General features: G+C 58.2%; 20 protein-coding genes. 7 read left to right on the plus strand and 13 right to left on the minus strand.

The window, feature by feature from the left end; translation table 11 throughout:
* Window positions 1-30: 30 nt before the first annotated feature.
* The 11 genes from URZ40_RS12260 to nfsA all read right to left on the minus strand — a co-directional run bounded on the left by URZ40_RS12260 (window position 31) and on the right by nfsA (window position 10,710).
* Window positions 31-1,500 (minus strand): ATP-binding protein, encoded by a 1,470-nt coding sequence (locus URZ40_RS12260; protein WP_320720633.1) that lies wholly within the window; start codon window positions 1,498-1,500, stop codon window positions 31-33.
* The gene (locus URZ40_RS12265; protein WP_116341052.1) at window positions 1,484-2,191 is read right to left on the minus strand and encodes a response regulator transcription factor; all 708 of its coding nucleotides are present in this window, start codon (window positions 2,189-2,191) and stop codon (window positions 1,484-1,486) included. The genes URZ40_RS12260 and URZ40_RS12265 overlap by 17 nt, the downstream gene beginning before the upstream one ends.
* A gap of 72 nt (window positions 2,192-2,263) precedes the next feature.
* Window positions 2,264-3,391 (minus strand): 23S rRNA (uracil(747)-C(5))-methyltransferase RlmC, encoded by a 1,128-nt coding sequence (rlmC, locus tag URZ40_RS12270; RefSeq protein ID WP_320720611.1) that lies wholly within the window; start codon window positions 3,389-3,391, stop codon window positions 2,264-2,266.
* Between the two features lie 40 nt (window positions 3,392-3,431).
* Entirely contained in the window at window positions 3,432-3,905 is a 474-nt protein-coding gene (locus tag URZ40_RS12275; protein ID WP_116341056.1) for a YbjO family protein, read from the minus strand.
* 65 nt (window positions 3,906-3,970) lie between these two features.
* The gene (potI, locus tag URZ40_RS12280) at window positions 3,971-4,816 is read right to left on the minus strand and encodes a putrescine ABC transporter permease PotI (protein ID WP_061098748.1); all 846 of its coding nucleotides are present in this window, start codon (window positions 4,814-4,816) and stop codon (window positions 3,971-3,973) included.
* Window positions 4,813-5,766 carry a putrescine ABC transporter permease PotH gene (gene potH, locus URZ40_RS12285; RefSeq protein ID WP_320720612.1) on the minus strand — a complete coding sequence of 318 codons (954 nt, stop codon included), beginning with the start codon at window positions 5,764-5,766 and terminating at the stop codon, window positions 4,813-4,815. The genes potI and potH overlap by 4 nt, the downstream gene beginning before the upstream one ends.
* Window positions 5,767-5,775: 9 nt before the next feature.
* The gene (gene potG, locus URZ40_RS12290; protein ID WP_320720634.1) at window positions 5,776-6,909 is read right to left on the minus strand and encodes a putrescine ABC transporter ATP-binding subunit PotG; all 1,134 of its coding nucleotides are present in this window, start codon (window positions 6,907-6,909) and stop codon (window positions 5,776-5,778) included.
* 102 nt (window positions 6,910-7,011) lie between these two features.
* On the minus strand, window positions 7,012-8,124 hold the full coding sequence (potF, locus tag URZ40_RS12295) for a spermidine/putrescine ABC transporter substrate-binding protein PotF (protein WP_041910676.1): 1,113 nt from the start codon (window positions 8,122-8,124) through the stop codon (window positions 7,012-7,014).
* A gap of 351 nt (window positions 8,125-8,475) precedes the next feature.
* Window positions 8,476-8,952, minus strand: coding sequence for a YbjN domain-containing protein (locus URZ40_RS12300; protein ID WP_003858385.1), 477 nt, complete (start codon window positions 8,950-8,952; stop codon window positions 8,476-8,478).
* A gap of 63 nt (window positions 8,953-9,015) precedes the next feature.
* Window positions 9,016-9,918, minus strand: a complete 903-nt coding sequence (gene rimK, locus URZ40_RS12305; protein WP_029739445.1) for a 30S ribosomal protein S6--L-glutamate ligase — start codon at window positions 9,916-9,918, stop codon at window positions 9,016-9,018.
* A 69-nt stretch (window positions 9,919-9,987) separates the two neighbouring features.
* Window positions 9,988-10,710: a nitroreductase NfsA gene (gene nfsA, locus URZ40_RS12310; protein WP_116341060.1), complete on the minus strand. Its 723-nt coding sequence runs from the start codon at window positions 10,708-10,710 to the stop codon at window positions 9,988-9,990.
* Window positions 10,711-10,894: 184 nt separating this feature from the next.
* On the opposite strand from nfsA, the gene URZ40_RS12315 reads away from it, so the two are divergent.
* Window positions 10,895-11,164: a GrxA family glutaredoxin gene (locus URZ40_RS12315; protein ID WP_006809455.1), complete on the plus strand. Its 270-nt coding sequence runs from the start codon at window positions 10,895-10,897 to the stop codon at window positions 11,162-11,164.
* Window positions 11,165-11,194: 30 nt separating this feature from the next.
* On the opposite strand, the gene URZ40_RS12320 is transcribed toward URZ40_RS12315, so the two are convergent.
* A complete protein-coding gene (locus tag URZ40_RS12320) occupies window positions 11,195-11,563 on the minus strand; it encodes an inner membrane protein YbjM (RefSeq protein ID WP_116341062.1) in 369 nt (122 codons plus the stop codon).
* A gap of 279 nt (window positions 11,564-11,842) precedes the next feature.
* Between URZ40_RS12320 and URZ40_RS12325 the strand changes: the two genes are divergently transcribed.
* The 4 genes from URZ40_RS12325 (at window position 11,843) to arsC (ending at window position 15,876) form a co-directional block, all read left to right on the plus strand.
* Window positions 11,843-13,528: an aspartate:alanine antiporter gene (locus URZ40_RS12325; protein ID WP_014169303.1), complete on the plus strand. Its 1,686-nt coding sequence runs from the start codon at window positions 11,843-11,845 to the stop codon at window positions 13,526-13,528.
* Window positions 13,529-13,781: 253 nt separating this feature from the next.
* Window positions 13,782-14,102: a metalloregulator ArsR/SmtB family transcription factor gene (locus tag URZ40_RS12330; RefSeq protein WP_320720613.1), complete on the plus strand. Its 321-nt coding sequence runs from the start codon at window positions 13,782-13,784 to the stop codon at window positions 14,100-14,102.
* Between the two features lie 40 nt (window positions 14,103-14,142).
* Window positions 14,143-15,432 carry an arsenic transporter gene (locus URZ40_RS12335; RefSeq protein ID WP_320720614.1) on the plus strand — a complete coding sequence of 430 codons (1,290 nt, stop codon included), beginning with the start codon at window positions 14,143-14,145 and terminating at the stop codon, window positions 15,430-15,432.
* A gap of 12 nt (window positions 15,433-15,444) precedes the next feature.
* Window positions 15,445-15,876 (plus strand): glutaredoxin-dependent arsenate reductase, encoded by a 432-nt coding sequence (gene arsC / locus URZ40_RS12340; protein ID WP_116341070.1) that lies wholly within the window; start codon window positions 15,445-15,447, stop codon window positions 15,874-15,876.
* A 21-nt stretch (window positions 15,877-15,897) separates the two neighbouring features.
* Here arsC and URZ40_RS12345 read toward each other — a convergent pair whose 3' ends face one another.
* Entirely contained in the window at window positions 15,898-16,449 is a 552-nt protein-coding gene (locus URZ40_RS12345) for a TetR/AcrR family transcriptional regulator (protein WP_126786583.1), read from the minus strand.
* An 80-nt stretch (window positions 16,450-16,529) separates the two neighbouring features.
* On the opposite strand from URZ40_RS12345, the gene URZ40_RS12350 reads away from it, so the two are divergent.
* Window positions 16,530-17,744, plus strand: a complete 1,215-nt coding sequence (locus URZ40_RS12350) for an MFS transporter (RefSeq protein ID WP_116341074.1) — start codon at window positions 16,530-16,532, stop codon at window positions 17,742-17,744.
* The gene (locus URZ40_RS12355; RefSeq protein ID WP_320720615.1) at window positions 17,734-18,546 is read left to right on the plus strand and encodes a Cof-type HAD-IIB family hydrolase; all 813 of its coding nucleotides are present in this window, start codon (window positions 17,734-17,736) and stop codon (window positions 18,544-18,546) included. Before URZ40_RS12350 ends, URZ40_RS12355 begins: the two co-directional genes overlap by 11 nt.
* The last annotated feature ends 417 nt before the right edge of the window (window positions 18,547-18,963 follow it).

Here is an 18,963-nt window from a genome sequence, read left to right on the forward strand (position 1 = left end):
GGTGGCGGCTTCGCCTTACCCGGCACTCTCTCACAGCGGTACAAAGAACCTGAACCGCGCCCCGCTCACCGACTCCATCAGCCTGATCCCGCCGCCGTGCAGCTCCAGCATACGCTTAACGATTAACAGCCCTAACCCACCGCGGTTCTCCCGCGCTGCCTGGGTATTCAGCGCCGACGGCCGCTGGAACAGATCGTCGCGCAGCGAGGCATCCACTCCCGTTCCGGTGTCGGCTACTTCGACCTGAAGCTGCTCATTCTCCTGCCAGACCGCCAGACGAATTTCCCCGCCGGTGGGCGTATGACGCATCGCGTTATCCAGAAGGTTGGTCACCACGCGCTCGATCATCGACACATCGGCATTGACCAGCGGCAGGGGCCCCGGCACGTCAATATGCAGATTGACCTCGCGTGTGCGGGCGGTGAGCTCAAACTTCTGCGCCACGTCGGAAATCAGCTCTCCCATCGCGAAACGCTCGCGCTGCGGCTTAATACCGCCGTGCTCAAGGCGCGCCAGCTCGAACAGCTGCTGCGAAAGATGACGTACCTTTTGTCCCTGACGCAGCGCGGTGGCGAGATACTGCTGGTGCTCCTGCGGCGTCAGGGTGGCGGATTTGAGCGACAGGGTTTCCAGATAGCCCAGCAGCGAGGTGAGCGGCGTGCGGAGATCGTGCGAAATATTGGCGATAAACTCCCTGCGCTGGCGATCGCTGTCGGCCAGCTGGTCCCACTGGCGGGTGATTTTCCGCGCCAGCTCGATAAAACTGTTGCGCAGGAGGGCCACTTCGTCATTGGCCGCGGCGTCCGGCGGCTGTGCTGCCAGCAGCCTGATTGCGCTAATGCTGTCCTGCTCCAGGCCGGTGACCTCCTCCGTCAGGCGCTTAACCGGACGCGTCACCCAGTACCAGACCAGCAGTCCCGCCAGCAGGCCAAACAGCGCGACCCACAGCAATGACCAGAGTACCGTGCTCCAGAGCGCCTTATGCCAGGCCATTTCCGCCAGCGCGTTCGACTCCTCGCCCTGCAAAATAATGTACAGGTAGCCCTTAAGCTCGCCGTCCTGTCGCAGCGGCGTGGCGCTGAACACTTTTTTATTTTGACTGCGCGGATCGTCGCCCAGTACCGGTATGGCGGTACCGCTCAGGAAGGTCTGAATCGGTGCCAGGTCGATTTTTTGCCGCTGAATATGGCCCGGCGGTGCGGCGTCGGCCAGAATATCACCATCCGGGGAGACGACGTACAGCTCAACGCTCGGATTAAAGGTCATCAGCCGGTCAAACAGCGGTTTCAGCGCGCTGCGGTCGACCCTGCCCTGCCCGTCCAGAATCGGTTCCCGCTGGACGATCTGCTGCGCCAGGCCGCCCGACAACCGCTGCACCATCGCATTGCCGTACTGCATACTGCTGTAGAGCTGTACCGCGCAGGCGACGGTGGCGCAGAGCATCATCAGCAGGACAAACAGCAGCGTCAGGCGCTGGCTCAGGCTAAAGCGGCGCATGATGGTTTGGCTCCGCAAATTTATAGCCCTTGCCCCAGACGGTGCGAATAATCTCCGGCTCGGCGGCGTCCTTCTCAATCTTGATGCGCAGGCGGTTGATATGGGTGTTGACGGTGTGCTCATAGCCTTCGTGCTGATAGCCCCACACCTGCTCCAGCAGCGCCAGACGGGAAAACACCTCGCCGGGATGGCGGGCGAAGAAGTACAGCAGTTCGAATTCGCGCGGGGTGAGATCCACCGCCTGGCCGTGAAGCAGCACGCTGCGCGCCAGCGGATCGATCGTCAGGCCGTGGGCCTGAATTTGCCCGTCAGCCTGCGCCTGCCCCATCGCCTGCTGGCGGCGGAACAGCGCTTTGATGCGGGCGATCAGCTCCTGCACCGAAAAGGGTTTGGCGAGGTAGTCATCGGCGCCGGTTTCCAGCCCGGTGATGCGGTCGGTTTCGCTGCTGCGGGCGCTGATGATGATCACCGGCAGGTAGCGGGTCATCTGACGGATGCGGCGGCAAATTTCCAGGCCGTCAACGTTGGGCAGCATCAGGTCGAGGATCACCGCATCCCACGGCTGTTTTTCAAGGCGCTGCAGGGCGTTGCCCCCGTCGGGCTCGTGGGTAATGGCGTAGCCTTCGTCTTCTAAATTGAGTCGCAGAAGCGCCGCGATATCGTGGTCATCTTCCACCAGCAGGATCTGCTTCATGGGTAAGCCTTTATTCATCTCTTATGACGTAAGCTTACCTGATTTTGTGGGCCGGCAGAGTTCACATTTTGTTTAAGATTTCACGAGCAACGTCAGCACTTCATAATGCGCGGTGTGCGGGAACATATCAAAAAGCTGTACCCGCTCAATGCGGTAGCCCGGCAGGCTGGCGATGTCTTTCGCCATGGTCTGCGCGTTGCAGCTGGAGTAGACGATAAAATCGGGCGCCATCTGGCTCAGGTAGTTGCACAGCGCATTTCCAATGCCACGGCGCGGCGGATTGACCAGCACCAGCTGCGGCACGTTGCCCTGACCGGTGGCAAACTGCGTGGAGTCCAGCGCCTGGAAATGCAGATTGGTTAACCCCAGTTCAGCGGCGGACTGTTTCGCGCAGGCAATCGCCTCGGCAGAGATCTCAATTCCGGTGAGCTGCATCTCAGGCGTGGCGCAGTGCAGACCAAAACCGCCCACGCCGCAAAACAGATCCCACATATGCTTGATGTTTAACGCGCGCACCCAGTCGCGGGCGGTGGCGTACAGGCTGCTTGCCACGGTCGGGTTGGTCTGGAAGAAGCTTTGCGGGCGGATCCACAGCGGCACGTCGTTGAAGCTCTCCGCCAGCGCGTGCTGGTCAGTGAAGAAAATCTCTTTCTCCCCTTCCATGATTGCCATATGCACCGGCTGAATATTTGCGGTAATCACCTTTAACTGGGGAAGCCGTTCCTGCAGCCAAGGCAGCGCCGCGCGCAGCTGTTCCAGCTTGGCTTCCGAACGCAACACGAAGCGCAGCATCATCCCGCCGTCTTTCTGGCTTTCGGTCAGGAGAAGATACTTCAGCTCGCCGCGCCTGCGGGCGACGTTATAAGGCGTTAACCCCGCGCGAGCGATAAACGGCTTCAGTGCGGCAAAAACCGGCTCAAACGAGGCGGGATACAGCGGGCAGTGGGTTAAGTCTTCCGGCGTGCCGTCGCGGTGCAGCATCCCCAGCAATGGTTTTTCAACGCTGCCGCTGACCACCATTTTGGCTTTGTTGCGAAAGCCCTGCTCAGGGCCGCTGACGGGTGCGCACCACTCGCCCACCGCGCGTTCTGCCAGCAGCTGTTGCAGGTCGGCCATTTTGGCGGTGAGTTGTTGAGAGACCGGCTGTTCTATCCACTGACAGGAGCGACAGCGTCCGGCGTCATAGAGTGCGCACTGCATATGAAAACCTTAAGGAAAACGAGGGCTGCGATTATACACATTATTGCAGACGGAAGAACCGCCGACTGGAGGCAGGAATATAAAGCAGGCAGAGCACCAGCATATCCGGCAGCTTCTGCAGGACCAGCGCATGGAAAATCTCGCGCTTTGAGCCACCGGCAATGCTGAACAGCTCCGGGTAGCCATAGCCCAGCGAGGCGGCCCACAGATAGCTGGCGGCGGTAATTTGCGTGAGCAGATAGACCCAGCGCGCCCAGTTGCGCCCTTTAACCAGCGAAAACGCGCAGTAGATCTCGATAAACACCAGCACCAGGCTGCTCAAAAAGACCAGCGTCAGGTTCCACGTCTGCACGCTGCGGTGAATGAATTCCCCGATGCCGCGCACGCCCAGGGTATTCAGAATCATCAGCACGTCCAGGCAGCGGATCATAATAATGGCGAGCGCCGCCACCTGCACCAGCGCAGGAACGTTAGGACGGGCGTGCGTAAGACGTGATTTTTTTAATAATCCCAATGTTTTACTTCCCTGAAAAACAGTGCCGCGTCATGCGCGGCACATCACTGGAAATTTTAAATGCTTCAGCCGCGTCTTGCACGCTGGATATCGCGCACACGCTGTTTTTCCGCGCGCGCCATCAAATACCAGGCGATAAATCCGACAATTCCGACCACGCCGAGGATGATAGAGGCCAGGGCGTTGATCTCCGGGTTGACTCCCATGCGCACGCTGGAGAAGACCAGCATCGGCAGCGTCGTCGCGCCCGGGCCGGAGACAAAGCTGGCGATAACCAGATCGTCCAGCGACAGCGTGAATGCCAGCAGCCAGCCGGAGATCACCGCCGGCATGATCATCGGCAGCGTGATGATGAAGAAGACCTTCAGCGGCGTGGCGCCGAGATCCATCGCCGCCTCTTCGATGGAGCGATCCAGCTCGCGCAGGCGCGAAGAGATCACCACCGCGACATACGCGGTACAGAAAGTCACGTGCGCCAGCCAGATGGTGAGCATACCGCGATCCGCCGGCCAGCCGATGGCGTGCGCCAGCGCCACGAACAACAGCAGCAGCGACAGGCCGGTTATCACGTCCGGCATCACCAGCGGGGCGGTGATCATAAAGGCAAACCCGTTCGACCCGCGAAAACGCCCGAAGCGCACCATCACCAGCGCGGCGATGGTGCCCAGAACGCAGGCCATCGTGGCCGCCAGGGCAGCAATGGTCAGGCTCAGCCCCACCGCGCTCATCATCGCGTCGTCGTGGAACAGCTCGCTGTACCAGCGCGTCGACCAGCCCGCCCAGACCGTCACCAGCTTAGAGCTGTTGAACGAGTAGATCACCAGCATCAGCATCGGCGCATACAGGAAGGTAAAGCCGATAATGAGGATCAGAATTCGCCACGGGGAGCGTACTACCGGTAGGTTGTTCATCCGCGATCTCCCATCTGTTTCTGCTGATGCTTGTGGAACCACATGATCGGGACGATCAGCAGCAGAAGCATGATAATCGCCACCGCCGATGCCACCGGCCAGTCGCGGTTATTGAAGAATTCCTGCCACAGGACGCGGCCAATCATGATGCTGTCCGGCCCACCGAGCAGTTCCGGGATCACAAACTCCCCGACCGCCGGAATAAAGACCAGCATCGACCCGGCGATAATGCCGCCCTTGGTCAGCGGGACGATTACGCTGAAGAAAGTCTTCAGCGGACGCGCGCCGAGGTCAAGCGACGCTTCCACCAGCGAGTAATCAATCCGCGTCAGGGCCGTATAGATTGGCAGCACCATAAACGGCAGATAGGCGTACACAATGCCGATATAGACCGCAAGGTTAGTGTGCAGGATCGTCAGCGGCTGATCGATAACCCCGAGCCACATCAGGAAGTTATTCAGCACGCCGTTGTTTTTCAGGATCCCCATCCACGCGTAAACGCGGATCAGGAACGAGGTCCACGACGGCAGGATCACCAGCAGCAGCAGGATATTGCGCGTCGATGGCTTGCTGTGCGCCACCGCCCACGCCAGCGGGTAGCCCATCACCAGACAGCAGAGCGTCGAGATCGCCGCCACCTGCAGCGACTGCAGATACGCTTCGAAATAGAGCGGATCCTCGGTGAGCTGCAGGAAGTTACCCAGGTTCAAGGTCAGCGTCAGCTGTCCGTCAGCCCACTCCCACAGATCGGTATACGGCGGGATCGCCCGGGCCATCTCAGCCAGGCTGATCTTAAACACGATCAGGAACGGCAGCAGGAACAGCAGGATCAGCCACACGTACGGCATGGCGATCACCAGCTTGCGGCCGTGGTTCATCTTAAGGCGCGTCAGCCAGCGGGCAAAGCCGCCCGGTTTGGCTGCACGGGCTGGAGGTTCAAGTGTGCTCATGATCGCTCCTTATACCGTCAGCACAACGCAGCTGTCCGCGTCCCAGCACAGGCGCACTTCGTCGCCCCAGGTCGGCTGGCCCTTCCGGTAGCGATGTTCGTTCTGCAGCTGGGCGCTGAGCATCTGTCCGCTTTTCAGGCGCACGTGGTAGATGGACAGATCGCCCAGATAGGCAATGTGCACCACTTCGCCGACGGCAAAGTTGTAACCGTCGGCAGGCGGATCGTCACAGAGCATGATCTTCTCCGGGCGCAGCGCCACGTAGACCGGCACGTTGTCCACTACCGAGCTGTCAGGATCGACCTTAAGCGGATGCTGCAGCCCCGGCGATTCGATGACCAGACCATCCTCCTGACGATCCTTCAGCAGCCCTTCGAAGACGTTGACCGAGCCGATGAACTCCGCGCTGTAGCGGGTGGTCGGATGCTCGTAAATCTCTTCCGGCTCGCCAATCTGCACGAACTTACCGCGGTTCATAATCGCAATGCGTCCGGCCATGGTCATGGCCTCTTCCTGGTCATGGGTGACCATCACGCAGGTCACGCCCACGCGCTCGAGGATATCCACCACTTCCAGCTGCATGCGGTCGCGCAGCTTTTTGTCCAGGGCCCCCATCGGCTCGTCGAGCAGCAGCAGCTTCGGGCGTTTCGCCAGGCTTCTCGCCAGGGCCACGCGCTGACGCTGGCCGTCGGAAAGCTGGTGCGGCTTACGCTTCGCGAACTCCTGCATGTGAACGAGGCTTAGCATTTCTGCCACGCGCGCGGTGATTTCGGCTTTCGGCAGCTTGTCCTGCTTCAGGCCAAAGGCGATGTTTTGCTCCACCGTCATGTGCGGAAACAGCGCGTAGGACTGGAACATCATGTTAATCGGGCGCTGGTACGGCGGCACGCTGGAGAGATCCACGCCATCGAGCATAATTTGCCCGGCGGTGGGCTGTTCAAAACCGGCCAGCATACGCAGCAGGGTCGATTTACCGCAGCCCGAGGCGCCCAGTAGCGCGAATATTTCGCCTTTATAGATAGTCAGGCTGACGTCGTCCACGGCATGCTGGCCATCAAAAGATTTGGTGAGGTTACGAATTTCAAGAAGCGGGGTCAGCGCTTTACGGACTTTCGCCTGCGGGCGGGGGATCGCGTCATTCACGGGGTGCTCTCCGGCATAAATCAAATCATGGTGCAGGCGCACCAGAACGGTGCGCCCGTTGCCGGGGGCGGTGCGCTTGCCCGGCCTACGACTCACGGTAAATTATTTACCGCTTTTCACCTTAGTCCACGCACGGGTACGGACGCGGTCAATTTTTGGATCCTGAACCTTCAGGGTAAACAGCTTGGCGAACACGTCCGCCGGCGGATAGATTGCCGGGTTACTGCGGATCGCTTCGCTCACCAGCGGCACGGAGGCCTTGTTACCGTTCGCGTAGTACACGTGGTCGCTGATGTGGGCGATTACCTCAGGACGCATCAGGTAGTTAAGGAACTGATACGCTTCGTCTTTGTTTTTCGCATCAGCCGGCATCGCGAAGACGTCGAAGAAGGCCAGGGCACCCTCTTTCGGAATGAAGTAAGAGACGTTCACGCCGTTTTTCGCCTCTTTCGCGCGGTTAGCCGCCTGCCACACGTCCCCTGCCCAGCCGATCGCCACGCAGATGTCGCCGTTCGCCAGGTCGTTGATGTACTGAGACGAGTGGAAGTAACGAATGTTTGGACGCAGCTTCAGCAGCAGATCGGTCGCCGGGCCGGTGTAGTCATCCGCCTTGTTGCTGTTCGGATCTTTGCCCAGGTAGTTCAGCACGGTGGCAAAAATCTCTTCCGGCGCATCGAGGAAGGAGACGCCGCAGCTTTTCAGCTTCTCGAGGTTTTCCGGCTTCAGCACCACGTCCCAGCTGTCCAGCTTGACGTCCGGGCCCAGCGCGGCTTTGACTTTATCCACGTTGTAGCCGATACCGGTGGTCGCCCACAGGTAAGGCATGGCGTATTTGTTATCCGGGTCATGCTTGGCGACCAGCTTTAGCACTTCCGGATCGAGATTTTTCCAGTTCGATAATTTGCTTTTATCCAGCGGCTGGAACACGCCCGCCGTCAGCTGACGCTCCAGGAAGCTCGCGGAAGGCACGACCAGGTCAAACCCGGTGCTGCCCGCCATCAGCTTTCCTTCCAGCACTTCGTTGGAATCGAAAACGTCGTAAACCACCTTAATGCCGGTCTCTTTTTCAAAATTTGCCACCGTGTCCGGCGCAATATAGTCAGACCAATTGTAAACGTGCAGCGTTTTTTGTTCCGCAGCGAGCGTGCCGGCAGAGACGGCCATCAGAGCACCCGCAACCAGACCCGATAACCATTTTTTATTCAAGGCGATCATAGTGTTATTCCTTCTGAAAGCTCGTTAACAAACGAACTAAAACTGTGCAATCTGGATATATGCAAAAATCATGCATAGTTTGTCGCTCTGCTCAAAATAAAAAGAAACCTCTTTACCCGGCAGCTTCCGCTCGCTTTTTTAAGCATCGCAAGAATAACTGTAGCCCGTGTCTCCGGCTATAGCCCAGACGAAAAAACGCCTTTTATCAATTTTTTATGCAGGTTAAGTCTACGTGATAAGCCGAAACGGCCTTTGAGGAGGTGAAATATTCTTTAAAGAAAGGTTAAAAGCAGCAGAAAAAATGGCCTTATGCAGCCGCTCTGGCAGCGACTGCGCAAAAGTCAGACAGGCTTAGTGAAGAAAATTGGGAGATGCATCATTATTCTCTGCATCATCTTCCGCGCTATACAGCAGATGGTGTGCATTGGCTTCCATCATTACCATGGAAATTTGCTCTTCACTCAAGCGCATAAACCAGGCGAACTGCTTGAACGACAGCCCGGCACCGGAGAATAAAGACTGGCAAACCACCAGTTTCGGCAGATTATCATCCTGTATATCGAGAAATGCTTTCACCGTCAAAGAACTGGCGTTGATCGCCGAGAGATCGGAGGCCAGCGCCAGCAGCGCGGACGGCTTCACTTCGGCCAGCGCGGAAAATAGGATCACGTCGTTAATCAGATCGATTTTGGCATCGAAAATGCCATCGAAATTCTGCATGTGAGGCAGATGCAGCGCCTGGCAGGAATCGCATTCAAAGAACGTGATCCCGGCATCATCAAGCCATTGACGTAACGTATCCAGTGTAGGAACGACCTGTAAATCCATCGCTGTGCAGCCTCTTTAATAAAAACTTCGCATAGGGTACTCAAAAAGCGCGCGGTAATCCATTTAACCGCCCGTTTTAAGACAGTAGCCCGGCGTCGCATGACGTTCGATCCATGCGATCATTTTACCTGCAATATCGACCCCTGTGGTTTTTTCCACGCCCTCCAGCCCCGGCGAGGCATTCACCTCCATGACCAGCGGCCCGCGCGTCGCCCGCAGAAGGTCCACACCTGCCACGTCCAGCCCGAGGGTTTGCGCCGCTTTGACGGCAATTTCCCGCTCGCGGTCGCTGATATCAGCCACCCGCGCCACGCCGCCGCGGTGGAGGTTAGAGCGGAAATCGCCCTCTTTGGCCTGACGCTCGATAGCCGCCACGACCTCGTTACCTACCACAAAGCAGCGAATATCGCGCCCTTTCGCCTCTTCGATGTACTCCTGCACCAGAATATGCGCATTCAGACCGCGAAAGGCGTCAATCACGCTCTCCGCTGCCTGACGGGTCTCCGCCAGCACCACGCCAATGCCCTGCGTGCCTTCCACCAGCTTGATCACTAAAGGCGCGCCGCCCACCATATCGATAAGATCGCTGGTGTCGTCCGGGGAATGGGCAATCCCGGTGACGGGAAGATCGATACCCTGACGGGCGAGCAGCTGCAACGAGCGCAGCTTGTCGCGGGCGCGGGAAATGGCGACGGACTCGTTGAGCGGATAGCTGCCCAGCATCTCGAACTGGCGCAGCGCGGCGGTGCCGTAATAGGTGATCTGGGAGCCGATGCGCGGGATCACCGCATCAAAATGCGGCAGCTTGCGGCCTTTGTAGTGAATCGACGAGGCGGCCGGGTCGATGTTCATATAGCAGGACATCGGGTCGAGGATCTCAACCTGATGCCCGCGTTTCGCCGCCGCTTCTCGCAGGCGCTTACATGAATAGAGCGTTCCATCCCGGGACAATATGGCAATTTTCACCCTGCACCTCTCTGAAGACATGGAAAAAGCCTGCATATCATATACGCAGGCAGGCGCAGGAGGAATGGACTATCGCGTCGCCCACCCCTGTTTGTGGAGGTAATCAAGAATAAACGGGCGGTTTTCTTTGATGATGGTGCGACGAATATGGTCAGTCCAGGTGTCGCGACGGTTATTGCTGCCGCGCGTCATGTAGTAGTTGGCCAGCTCTTCATCATATTGATTCAGGACGTTCTGATCGACCGGCTGGTAGTGGTTCTCGTGCACCAGCATCGCGGCAGGAATGCGCGGCTTCAGATCCGGGTTATCCGCCGGCCAGCCGAGGCACAGGCCAAACAGCGGCAGCACGTGTTTTGGCAGCTTCAGCAGATCGGTCACGCTTTGAATGTTGTTACGCAGCCCGCCAATATAAACACCGCCTAATCCCAGCGACTCCGCCGCCGTAAAGGCGTTTTGCGCCATCAGCGCGGTATCCACCACGCCCAGCAGCAGCTGTTCGGCCAGCCCCAGCTCGGCCTCAGGGCAGATCTGCAGGTGGCGGTTAAAGTCGGCGCAGAACACCCAGAACTCTGCCGCCTGGGCCACATGCTTCTGCCCGCCGGTCAGCGTGACAAGCTGTTCACGCATGGCCGGGTCGGTAATGCGGATAATCGAGCTGCACTGCAGGAAGCTGGAGCTGGAGGTCGCTCTTGCGCTGTTAATAATCGCTTCGCGCTGCGCCTCGGTAATCGGCTCATCGGTGAAGTGGCGAATGGAACGGTGGGAAAGGAGCAGGTCTATGGTTGGCGTCATCTTGTCTCTCTTTGTCGTGCTTAATACGTATGGCAGCCAGTATAGGCAATGATATGCGCGATGTAATTGGCGAAACATAGCTCATAGATATTATAACGACAGGCGAAACCTTCTTTAATGACGACAGGTTATCGGGCACTATACGTGTTATTCGCCGTCAGGCTTGTTTTTTGAGGAGAGAGAAATGTTTGCAGTAATTTTTGGTCGTCCAGGGTGCCCTTACTGTGTTCGCGCGAAAGAGCTGGCTGAGAAACTGACCGAAGAGCGCGATGACTTCAACTTCCGCTATGTGGACATCCACGCGGAAGGCATCACCAAAGCCGATCTGGAAAAAACCGTCGGTAAGCCGGTTGAAACCGTACCGCAGATCTTCCTCGATCAGAAACACATCGGCGGTTGCACCGACTTTGAAGCCTACGCCAAAGAACATCTGGGCCTGTTTGCCGCTCAGTAATGAAAAGGCGCCCTCACCGTGAGGGCGTTTTTATTTGTGGTGCCGTCGGTGCTGAACCAGACTGCGCACAAACAGGTAGCAGAGCGCGCCAAGAGCGCACCAGAACACCGCGCTCAGCAGCCACGCCAGCTCCTGCCAGAAACTCCGCGTTGAAATATACAGCAGGCGCATCATCAGCAGACACAGCGGCGCTGCGAGTATGGCACCGAGAAGCGGTTTCACCACCTCCCCTTTGCGGGAGAGAAAACTGGCGGCAGCCCCCGGCAGCGTGAAGAAGAGCAACCCCAGCTCAGGATGCCCGGACGCCCTGAACGCGCCCTTCACATTAAATGCGAGCGACATGCACACGACCGTGAACAGCAAAAAACAGCTGATCACCCCCGCCCAGTTTCGTTTCATATTCAAACTATCCTCCTGACTTATCTCTATCAAATACACATTCGTCGGGTAGACGCCCAGTCAGATAAAGCAGTGCGGCAATCCATGCCAAAGTACGCACAGGGTGATGCGATAATCAGTAGCTGTCAGTAGCTAATGCGATTAAACTACACGCCAGCTAATGTTTTAGGGAATAAAGCAGGAAACAGGGAGCGTTAACGCCTTTCCCTGGCCCAGAAAACAGTAGCCCAAAAAGTCCTTTCATTCAACAACTTACTGGTAAACAAGAAGTTAGCCTCCGTGAATATAAACGTCGCAGACTTGTTAAATGGGAATTACATCCTGTTATTATTTGTGGTACTGGCGCTGGGTCTTTGCCTGGGTAAATTGCGCCTGGGTTCGGTTCAACTCGGTAATTCCATTGGCGTTTTAGTCGTCTCCTTATTATTAGGCCAGCAGCACTTCAGCATTAACACGGACGCGCTCAACTTAGGTTTTATGCTGTTTATTTTTTGCGTTGGCGTAGAAGCGGGACCTAACTTTTTTTCAATTTTCTTCCGCGACGGCAAAAATTATCTGATGCTGGCGCTGGTGATGGTCGGCAGCGCGCTGCTGATCGCGTTAGGGCTGGGCAAACTGTTTGGCTGGGATATCGGGCTTACGGCCGGTATGCTGGCTGGCTCCATGACCTCCACCCCCGTGCTCGTGGGTGCCGGTGATACCCTGCGCCATTCCGGCATGGCGGGCGCGCAGCTCTCTACCGCCCTCGACCACCTGAGCCTCGGCTACGCCCTGACCTATCTGATTGGTCTGGTGAGCCTGATCGTTGGCGCACGCTACCTGCCAAAACTGCAGCACCAGGATCTTCAGACCAGCGCCCAGCAAATCGCCCGCGAGCGCGGCCTGGATACCGATTCCAAACGTAAAGTCTATCTTCCGGTTATCCGCGCCTATCGCGTCGGGCCGGAGCTGGTGGCGTGGGCTGACGGCAAAAATCTTCGCGAGCTGGGGATTTACCGCCAGACGGGCTGCTACATCGAACGTATCCGCCGCAACGGCATTCTGGCGAACCCGGACGGCGACGCGGTGCTGCAGATGGGCGACGACATCGCGCTGGTGGGTTACCCGGACGCCCATGCTCGTCTCGACCCGAGCTTCCGTAACGGCAAAGAGGTGTTCGACCGCGACCTGCTCGATATGCGCATCGTCACCGAAGAGATCGTGGTGAAAAACCATAACGCCGTGGGCCGCCGCCTGGCGCAGCTGAAGCTGACCGACCACGGCTGCTTCCTCAACCGCGTGATCCGCAGCCAGATTGAGATGCCCATCGACGATAACGTCGTGCTCAACAAAGGCGACGTTCTGCAGGTCAGCGGCGACGCGCGTCGCGTGAAAACCGTTGCCGACCGCATCGGTTTTATCTCCATTCACAGCCAGGTCACCGACCTGCTGGCCTTCTGCGCCTTCTTTATCGTTGGCCTGATGATCGGGATGATCACCTTCCAGTTCAGCAACTTCAGCTTCGGCATCGGTAACGCCGCCGGGCTGCTGTTCGCCGGGATCATGCTGGGCTTCCTGCGAGCCAACCATCCGACCTTCGGCTACATTCCGCAGGGCGCGCTGAACATGGTGAAAGAGTTCGGTCTGATGGTGTTTATGGCAGGCGTCGGCTTAAGCGCGGGCAGCGGCATCGGCCACAGCCTGGGCGCCGTCGGCTGGCAGATGCTGGTTTCCGGCCTTATCGTCAGCCTGGTGCCGGTGGTGATCTGCTTCCTGTTCGGCGCCTACGTGCTGCGCATGAACCGCGCCCTGCTCTTCGGGGCGATGATGGGGGCGCGTACCTGTGCGCCTGCTATGGAAATCATCAGCGATACCGCGCGCAGCAACATCCCGGCGCTGGGGTATGCAGGCACCTACGCTATCGCTAACGTGCTGCTGACGCTGGCGGGTACGCTGATTATCATCATCTGGCCGGGACTCGGATAACTCCTAAGTTTGCGCGTAATGAAAAAATTTTTGTTACGCGCAGAACTTTTTTTGCAGGGGGCAGTCATAACTAGTGCCACTGCTTTTCTTTGATGTCCCCAATTTGTGGAGCCCATCAACCCCGCCGTTTTGGTTCAAGGTTGATGGGTTTTTTGTTGCCTGAAATTCCCCTTCCTCTAATCTAACCTTCTCTCTTACCATCAAAACATATATGATTAAACACATATGAGTTAATCCGCTAGCAGGAATCCGCATGCTCCATCCCCTCCAGCTCTTCAAAACCCTCTCCGACGAAACGCGGCTCGCCATCGTCATGCTGCTCCGTGAAGCCGGCGAACTGTGCGTCTGCGATCTCTGCACCGCGACCAACGAGTCGCAGCCTAAAGTCTCCCGCCACATGGCCCTGCTGCGCGAGTCCGGGCTGGTTATCGACCGTCGCGAGGGCAAATGGGTCCATTACCGTCTCTCTCCCAACATGCCTGCATGGGCGGCAACCGTTATCGACAACAGCTGGAACTGCCTGCGGGAAGAGACGCGCATGAAGCTTAAAAACCGGCTTCCGGGCTCGTGCTGATAACAATACATTCATAAAAGCAGATATAACGGAGTAAAAGATGTTTCTGGCAGGGGCTATTTTTCTGTTTACGCTGGTGCTGGTCATCTGGCAGCCAAAGGGGCTCAGTATCGGCTGGAGCGCGACCATTGGCGCTGTGCTGGCGCTGGCAAGCGGCGTGATCCACATTAACGATATACCTGTGGTGTGGAATATCGTCTGGAACGCCACGGCAACGTTTATCGCCGTCATCATCATCAGCCTGCTGCTGGATGAGTCTGGCTTTTTCGAATGGGCGGCGCTGCACGTTGCCCGCTGGGGAAACGGTCGCGGTCGATTGCTGTTTACTTATATCGTACTGCTGGGTGCGGCCGTGGCGGCGCTGTTTGCCAATGACGGTGCGGCGCTGATCCTCACGCCTATCGTTATCGCCATGCTGCTGGCGCTGGGGTTCAGCAAGCAGGCCACGCTGGCGTTTGTGATGGCGGCAGGTTTTATCGCCGATACCGCCAGCCTGCCGCTGATTGTCTCCAACCTGGTCAACATCGTGTCGGCAGACTTCTTTAAGCTGGGGTTCAGCGAATACGCCTCGGTGATGATCCCGGTAGATATCGCCGCGATTGCCGCAACGCTGGTGATGCTGCATCTCTTCTTCCGCAAGGAAATTCCCCCGAAATATGACCTGGCGAAACTTCAGGAGCCCGCGCGGGCCATTCACGATCTCCCGACGTTCAGAACGGGCTGGATCGTGCTGCTGCTTCTGCTCGTCGGCTTCTTTGTGCTTGAACCTCTCGGCATTCCGGTCAGCGCCATCGCCACCGTCGGCGCGCTGATTTTGTTTACTGTTGCAAAACGCGGACATGCGATAAACACCGGAAAAGTGCTGCGCGGCGCACCGTGGCAAATTGTTATCTTCTCGCTGGGGATGTATCTGGTGGTGTATGGCCTGCGCAATGCCGGGCTGACGGACTCTCTCACAGGCGTGCTGAATAGCCTGGCCGGACACGGACTGTGGGCCACCACGCTGGGGACCGGGTTCATCACCGCGCTTCTGTCATCCATAATGAACAATATGCCCACGGTGCTGATTGGCGCGCTCTCCATTGAGGGCAGTACGGCGACGGGATTGATCAAGGAAGCGATGATTTACGCCAACGTGATTGGCTGCGATCTGGGGCCGAAAATCACGCCTATCGGTAGCCTCGCCACCCTGCTCTGGCTCCACGTGCTGGCGCAGAAAAACATGACGATTACCTGGGGCTACTATTTCCGGACGGGCATCATCATGACGCTGCCGGTCCTGTTTGTGACGCTCGCCGCGCTGGCGCTACGTCTCTCCTTCACACTGTAATGAGCCACTGATATGAGCCACATCACCATTTATCACAACCCCGCCTGCGGCACGTCGCGCAATACGCTGGAGATGATCCGCAACAGCGGCGCGGAGCCGGAGATTATCCTCTATCTGGAAACCCCGCCGTCGCGCGAGAAGCTGACCACTCTGATTGCCGATATGGGCATTTCGGTACGGGATCTGCTGCGTAAAAACGTGGAGCCGTATGAACAGCTCGGCCTTGCCGAAGATACCTTCACCGACGACCAGCTTATCGATTTTATGCTGCAATACCCGATCCTGATTAACCGTCCAATCGTGGTGACGCCGCTTGGCACCCGCCTGTGCCGCCCGTCTGAAGTCGTGCTCGACATTCTGCCGGAGGCGCAGAAAGGGGCGTTTACGAAAGAGGATGGCGAAGCCGTCGTGGACGCCAGCGGGAACAAAATCGAACCCAGGTAAAACTGGCAGGGCGAGTGATGCCTAAAGGTTCCCCTCGCCCGCAATTCTCCCCACCATCGCCCGGATCTCTTCGCGGGTTAACGGCGCCCGGTCAGTGACATAGTGCAGCGTCATCCCTTCGATAAACGCGTCCAGCGCGCGGGTGGTAACCGGGTCGAACCACTGCTCCAGCGTGGTCTGGCTCATCTTCATCCAATCCTGCATCACCGTTTTGAGCGCCGCGCTGCGGTGCATAAAGGCGTAGAGCTGATACATCAGCGCCATGTTGTGCGGCGTGGTCACCTGCGAGCTGTGGATCAGCGTGGTGATGGATTCGCACGCCATTTCCGGCCCGGTGACGCCCGCGAAGAAATCCCGGTACTGCTGCGACATCTGTCGGGTAAACCACGTGAAGGCCTCCTCCAGCAGCGGCTCCATACCGTCGAAATAGTAGGTCATCGACCCCAGCGGCACGCCCGCGCAGGTGGCGATTTTACGGTGCGTGACGGCGTGAATCCCGTGCTCGGCAATGGTATCGAGCGTGGCCTGCAGGATCTTCTCCCGGCGATGCGGATCGTTCGGTGGTCTGCTCATAAATTCCTCACGTGGTTTATGTACAAATGTACACAAACTTGCTAGTGTTGTCGCTATCGTTGTACTTCTGGTGCTCCCCAATGACGCTGACCTCTCCCCGTAAAGCCCTGCAGCTCCGCATGTGGGCGCTGTTTATGTTCTTCTTCATTCCCGGCCTGCTGATGGCCTCCTGGGCCACGCGCACCCCCGCCATTCGCGATATTTTGTCCGTTTCTACCGCTGAGATGGGCATCGTCCTGTTCGGCCTGTCGATAGGCTCCATGAGCGGCATTCTCTGCTCTGCCTGGCTGGTTAAGCGCTTCGGTACGCGGGCGGTGATCCGCACCACCATGTGCTTCGCGGTGTTCGGGATGGTGATATTAAGCGTGGCGCTGTGGTTTGCCTCGCCGGTGCTGTTTGCCCTGGGGCTGACGGTATTTGGCGGCAGCTTCGGTTCGGCTGAGGTTGCCATCAACGTTGAAGGGGCTGCGGTCGAGCGCGAGATGAATAAAACCGTGCTGCCGATGATGCACGGCTTTTACAGCCTCGGCACCCTCGCCGGTGCGGGTGTGGGGATGGCGCTGACGGCCACCGGCGTGAGCGCGAATCTGCATATTCTGCTGGCGGCGCTGGTGTGCATCATTCCGATCCTGACCGGCATCCGGGCGATCCCGAACGGCACCGGCAAGAATTCCGCTGAAGAACAGCATTCGGCGGAAAAAGGGCTGCCCTTCTACCGCGATTTCCAGCTGATGCTCATCGGCGTGGTGGTGCTGGCGATGGCCTTCGCGGAAGGTTCCGCCAACGACTGGCTGCCGCTGCTGATGGTGGACGGTCACGGCTTTAGCCCGACCTCCGGTTCGCTGATTTACGCCGGGTTTACGCTGGGGATGACCGTCGGGCGCTTCACCGGCGGCTGGTTTATCGACCGCTACAGCCGCGTGGCGGTGGTGCGCGCCAGCGCCCTGCTGGGCGGCCTGGGTATTGCGATGATCGTCTTTGTGGACGTGGACTGGATTGCCGGGGTCTCGGTGATCCTCTGGGGTCTGGGCGCGTCGCTCGGCTTCCCGCTGACCATTTCAGCCGCCAGCGATACCGGCCCGGATGCCCCGACCCGCGTCAGCGTGGTGGCGACCACGGGCTATCTTGCCTTCCTGGTCGGGCCACCGCTGCTCGGCTTCCTCGGCGAGCACTACGGGCTGCGCAGCGCCATGCTGGTGGTATTAGGGTTGGTCATCATCGCGGCGCTGGTGGCGCGCGCGGTGGCAAAGCCGGAAACGAATCAAACGACACTGGAGAAGGGATATGAGCGTTAAACTGATCGCCGTCGACATGGATGGCACATTCCTGAGTGATGCCAAGACCTATAACCGCCCGCGCTTTCTGGCGCAGTATGCGCGCATGAAGGCGCAAGGCATTCGCTTCGTGGTCGCCAGCGGTAACCAGTACTACCAGCTGATCTCCTTTTTCCCGGAGATCGCGCATGAAATTGCGTTCGTCGCCGAAAACGGCGGCTGGGTGGTCGATGCCGGGGAAGATGTATTCAACGGCGAGCTGACAAAAGCGCATTTCAGCACCGTGGCCACCGTGTTGAACGATGTTCCCGGCATTGAGATTATCGCCTGCGGGAAAGGCAGCGCCTACACCCTTAAGGCTTATGACGATGCCTTCATTGATATCGCGTCAAAATATTATCACCGCCTCGAAAGGGTGCAGGATTTCGACAACCTGAACGACATCTTCTTCAAGTTCGGGCTCAACGTTTCCGATGATGAAATTCCGCGCATTCAGGCGCTGCTGCATGAAAAGCTGAGCGACATTATGGTGCCCGTCACCACCGGTCACGGCAGCATTGACCTGATTATCCCCGGCGTGCATAAAGCCAACGGTCTGCGGATCCTGCAAACGCGCTGGGGCATAGACGATAGCGAAGTGGTTGCCTTCGGCGACAGCGGCAACGACGTGGAGATGCTGCGCCAGTCCGGGTTCAGCTTTGCGATGGCGAATGCCAGACCGCATATTAAAGCGGCGGCGCGTTTTGAAGCGCCGCACAATAACGATGAAGGCGTTTTAGACGTGATTGAGAAGGTGTTGAACGGGGAGGCGCCGTTTAATTGACCGCGTGCGGTCTGGTGCCCTCACTCTGACCCTCTCCCACAGGGCTGAGGGATCCCCACAAATTAATGCGAGCAGTGAGTAATCCCCTCGCCCCTTTGGGGAGAGGGTTAGGGTGAGGGGAAACATACGGCTCCGGTGGTCATTCCGTTCACTTTATGTTCCTTGCTACTCTGTAAGGACATGACCGGTGAACGTGCCAGGGCGGCTCAATCGCCACCGCCCTGGCGACCCGGGCTCCCGGCGGTAAATCGCCGCTTCGCGGTACCCTCAGCTTATTCCTTCAGGCTATCGGGTCGGGCATGAGCCTGCATCCCTGCAGGCCACGCCCTCTCGGCGCATCCGTGCGCCTCGCCCCGGCCTTACGGAAACGCTTCGGCGATTTACAGCCGGACCAGGGCGTCGCTGAAAGCTTTAACT

Source organism: Enterobacter sp. 296B2, assembly GCF_034106185.1.
GTDB classification, from domain to species: Bacteria; Pseudomonadota; Gammaproteobacteria; order Enterobacterales; family Enterobacteriaceae; genus Enterobacter; species Enterobacter cloacae_N.

Excerpts from the sequence above, each read along its gene's own strand:
- URZ40_RS12265 (WP_116341052.1), bottom strand. The coding sequence starts at position 2,191 with ATGAAGCAGATCCTGCTGGTGGAAGATGACCACGATATCGCGGCGCTT.
- rlmC (WP_320720611.1), bottom strand. The coding sequence starts at position 3,391 with ATGCAGTGCGCACTCTATGACGCCGGACGCTGTCGCTCCTGTCAGTGG.
- potI (WP_061098748.1), bottom strand. The coding sequence starts at position 4,816 with ATGAACAACCTACCGGTAGTACGCTCCCCGTGGCGAATTCTGATCCTC.
- potH (WP_320720612.1), bottom strand. The coding sequence starts at position 5,766 with ATGAGCACACTTGAACCTCCAGCCCGTGCAGCCAAACCGGGCGGCTTT.
- potF (WP_041910676.1), bottom strand. The coding sequence starts at position 8,124 with ATGATCGCCTTGAATAAAAAATGGTTATCGGGTCTGGTTGCGGGTGCT.
- URZ40_RS12300 (WP_003858385.1), bottom strand. The coding sequence starts at position 8,952 with ATGGATTTACAGGTCGTTCCTACACTGGATACGTTACGTCAATGGCTT.
- nfsA (WP_116341060.1), bottom strand. The coding sequence starts at position 10,710 with ATGACGCCAACCATAGACCTGCTCCTTTCCCACCGTTCCATTCGCCAC.
- URZ40_RS12315 (WP_006809455.1), top strand. The coding sequence starts at position 10,895 with ATGTTTGCAGTAATTTTTGGTCGTCCAGGGTGCCCTTACTGTGTTCGC.
- URZ40_RS12320 (WP_116341062.1), bottom strand. The coding sequence starts at position 11,563 with ATGAAACGAAACTGGGCGGGGGTGATCAGCTGTTTTTTGCTGTTCACG.
- URZ40_RS12330 (WP_320720613.1), top strand. The coding sequence starts at position 13,782 with ATGCTCCATCCCCTCCAGCTCTTCAAAACCCTCTCCGACGAAACGCGG.
- URZ40_RS12335 (WP_320720614.1), top strand. The coding sequence starts at position 14,143 with ATGTTTCTGGCAGGGGCTATTTTTCTGTTTACGCTGGTGCTGGTCATC.
- arsC (WP_116341070.1), top strand. The coding sequence starts at position 15,445 with ATGAGCCACATCACCATTTATCACAACCCCGCCTGCGGCACGTCGCGC.
- URZ40_RS12345 (WP_126786583.1), bottom strand. The coding sequence starts at position 16,449 with ATGAGCAGACCACCGAACGATCCGCATCGCCGGGAGAAGATCCTGCAG.
- URZ40_RS12350 (WP_116341074.1), top strand. The coding sequence starts at position 16,530 with ATGACGCTGACCTCTCCCCGTAAAGCCCTGCAGCTCCGCATGTGGGCG.
- URZ40_RS12355 (WP_320720615.1), top strand. The coding sequence starts at position 17,734 with ATGAGCGTTAAACTGATCGCCGTCGACATGGATGGCACATTCCTGAGT.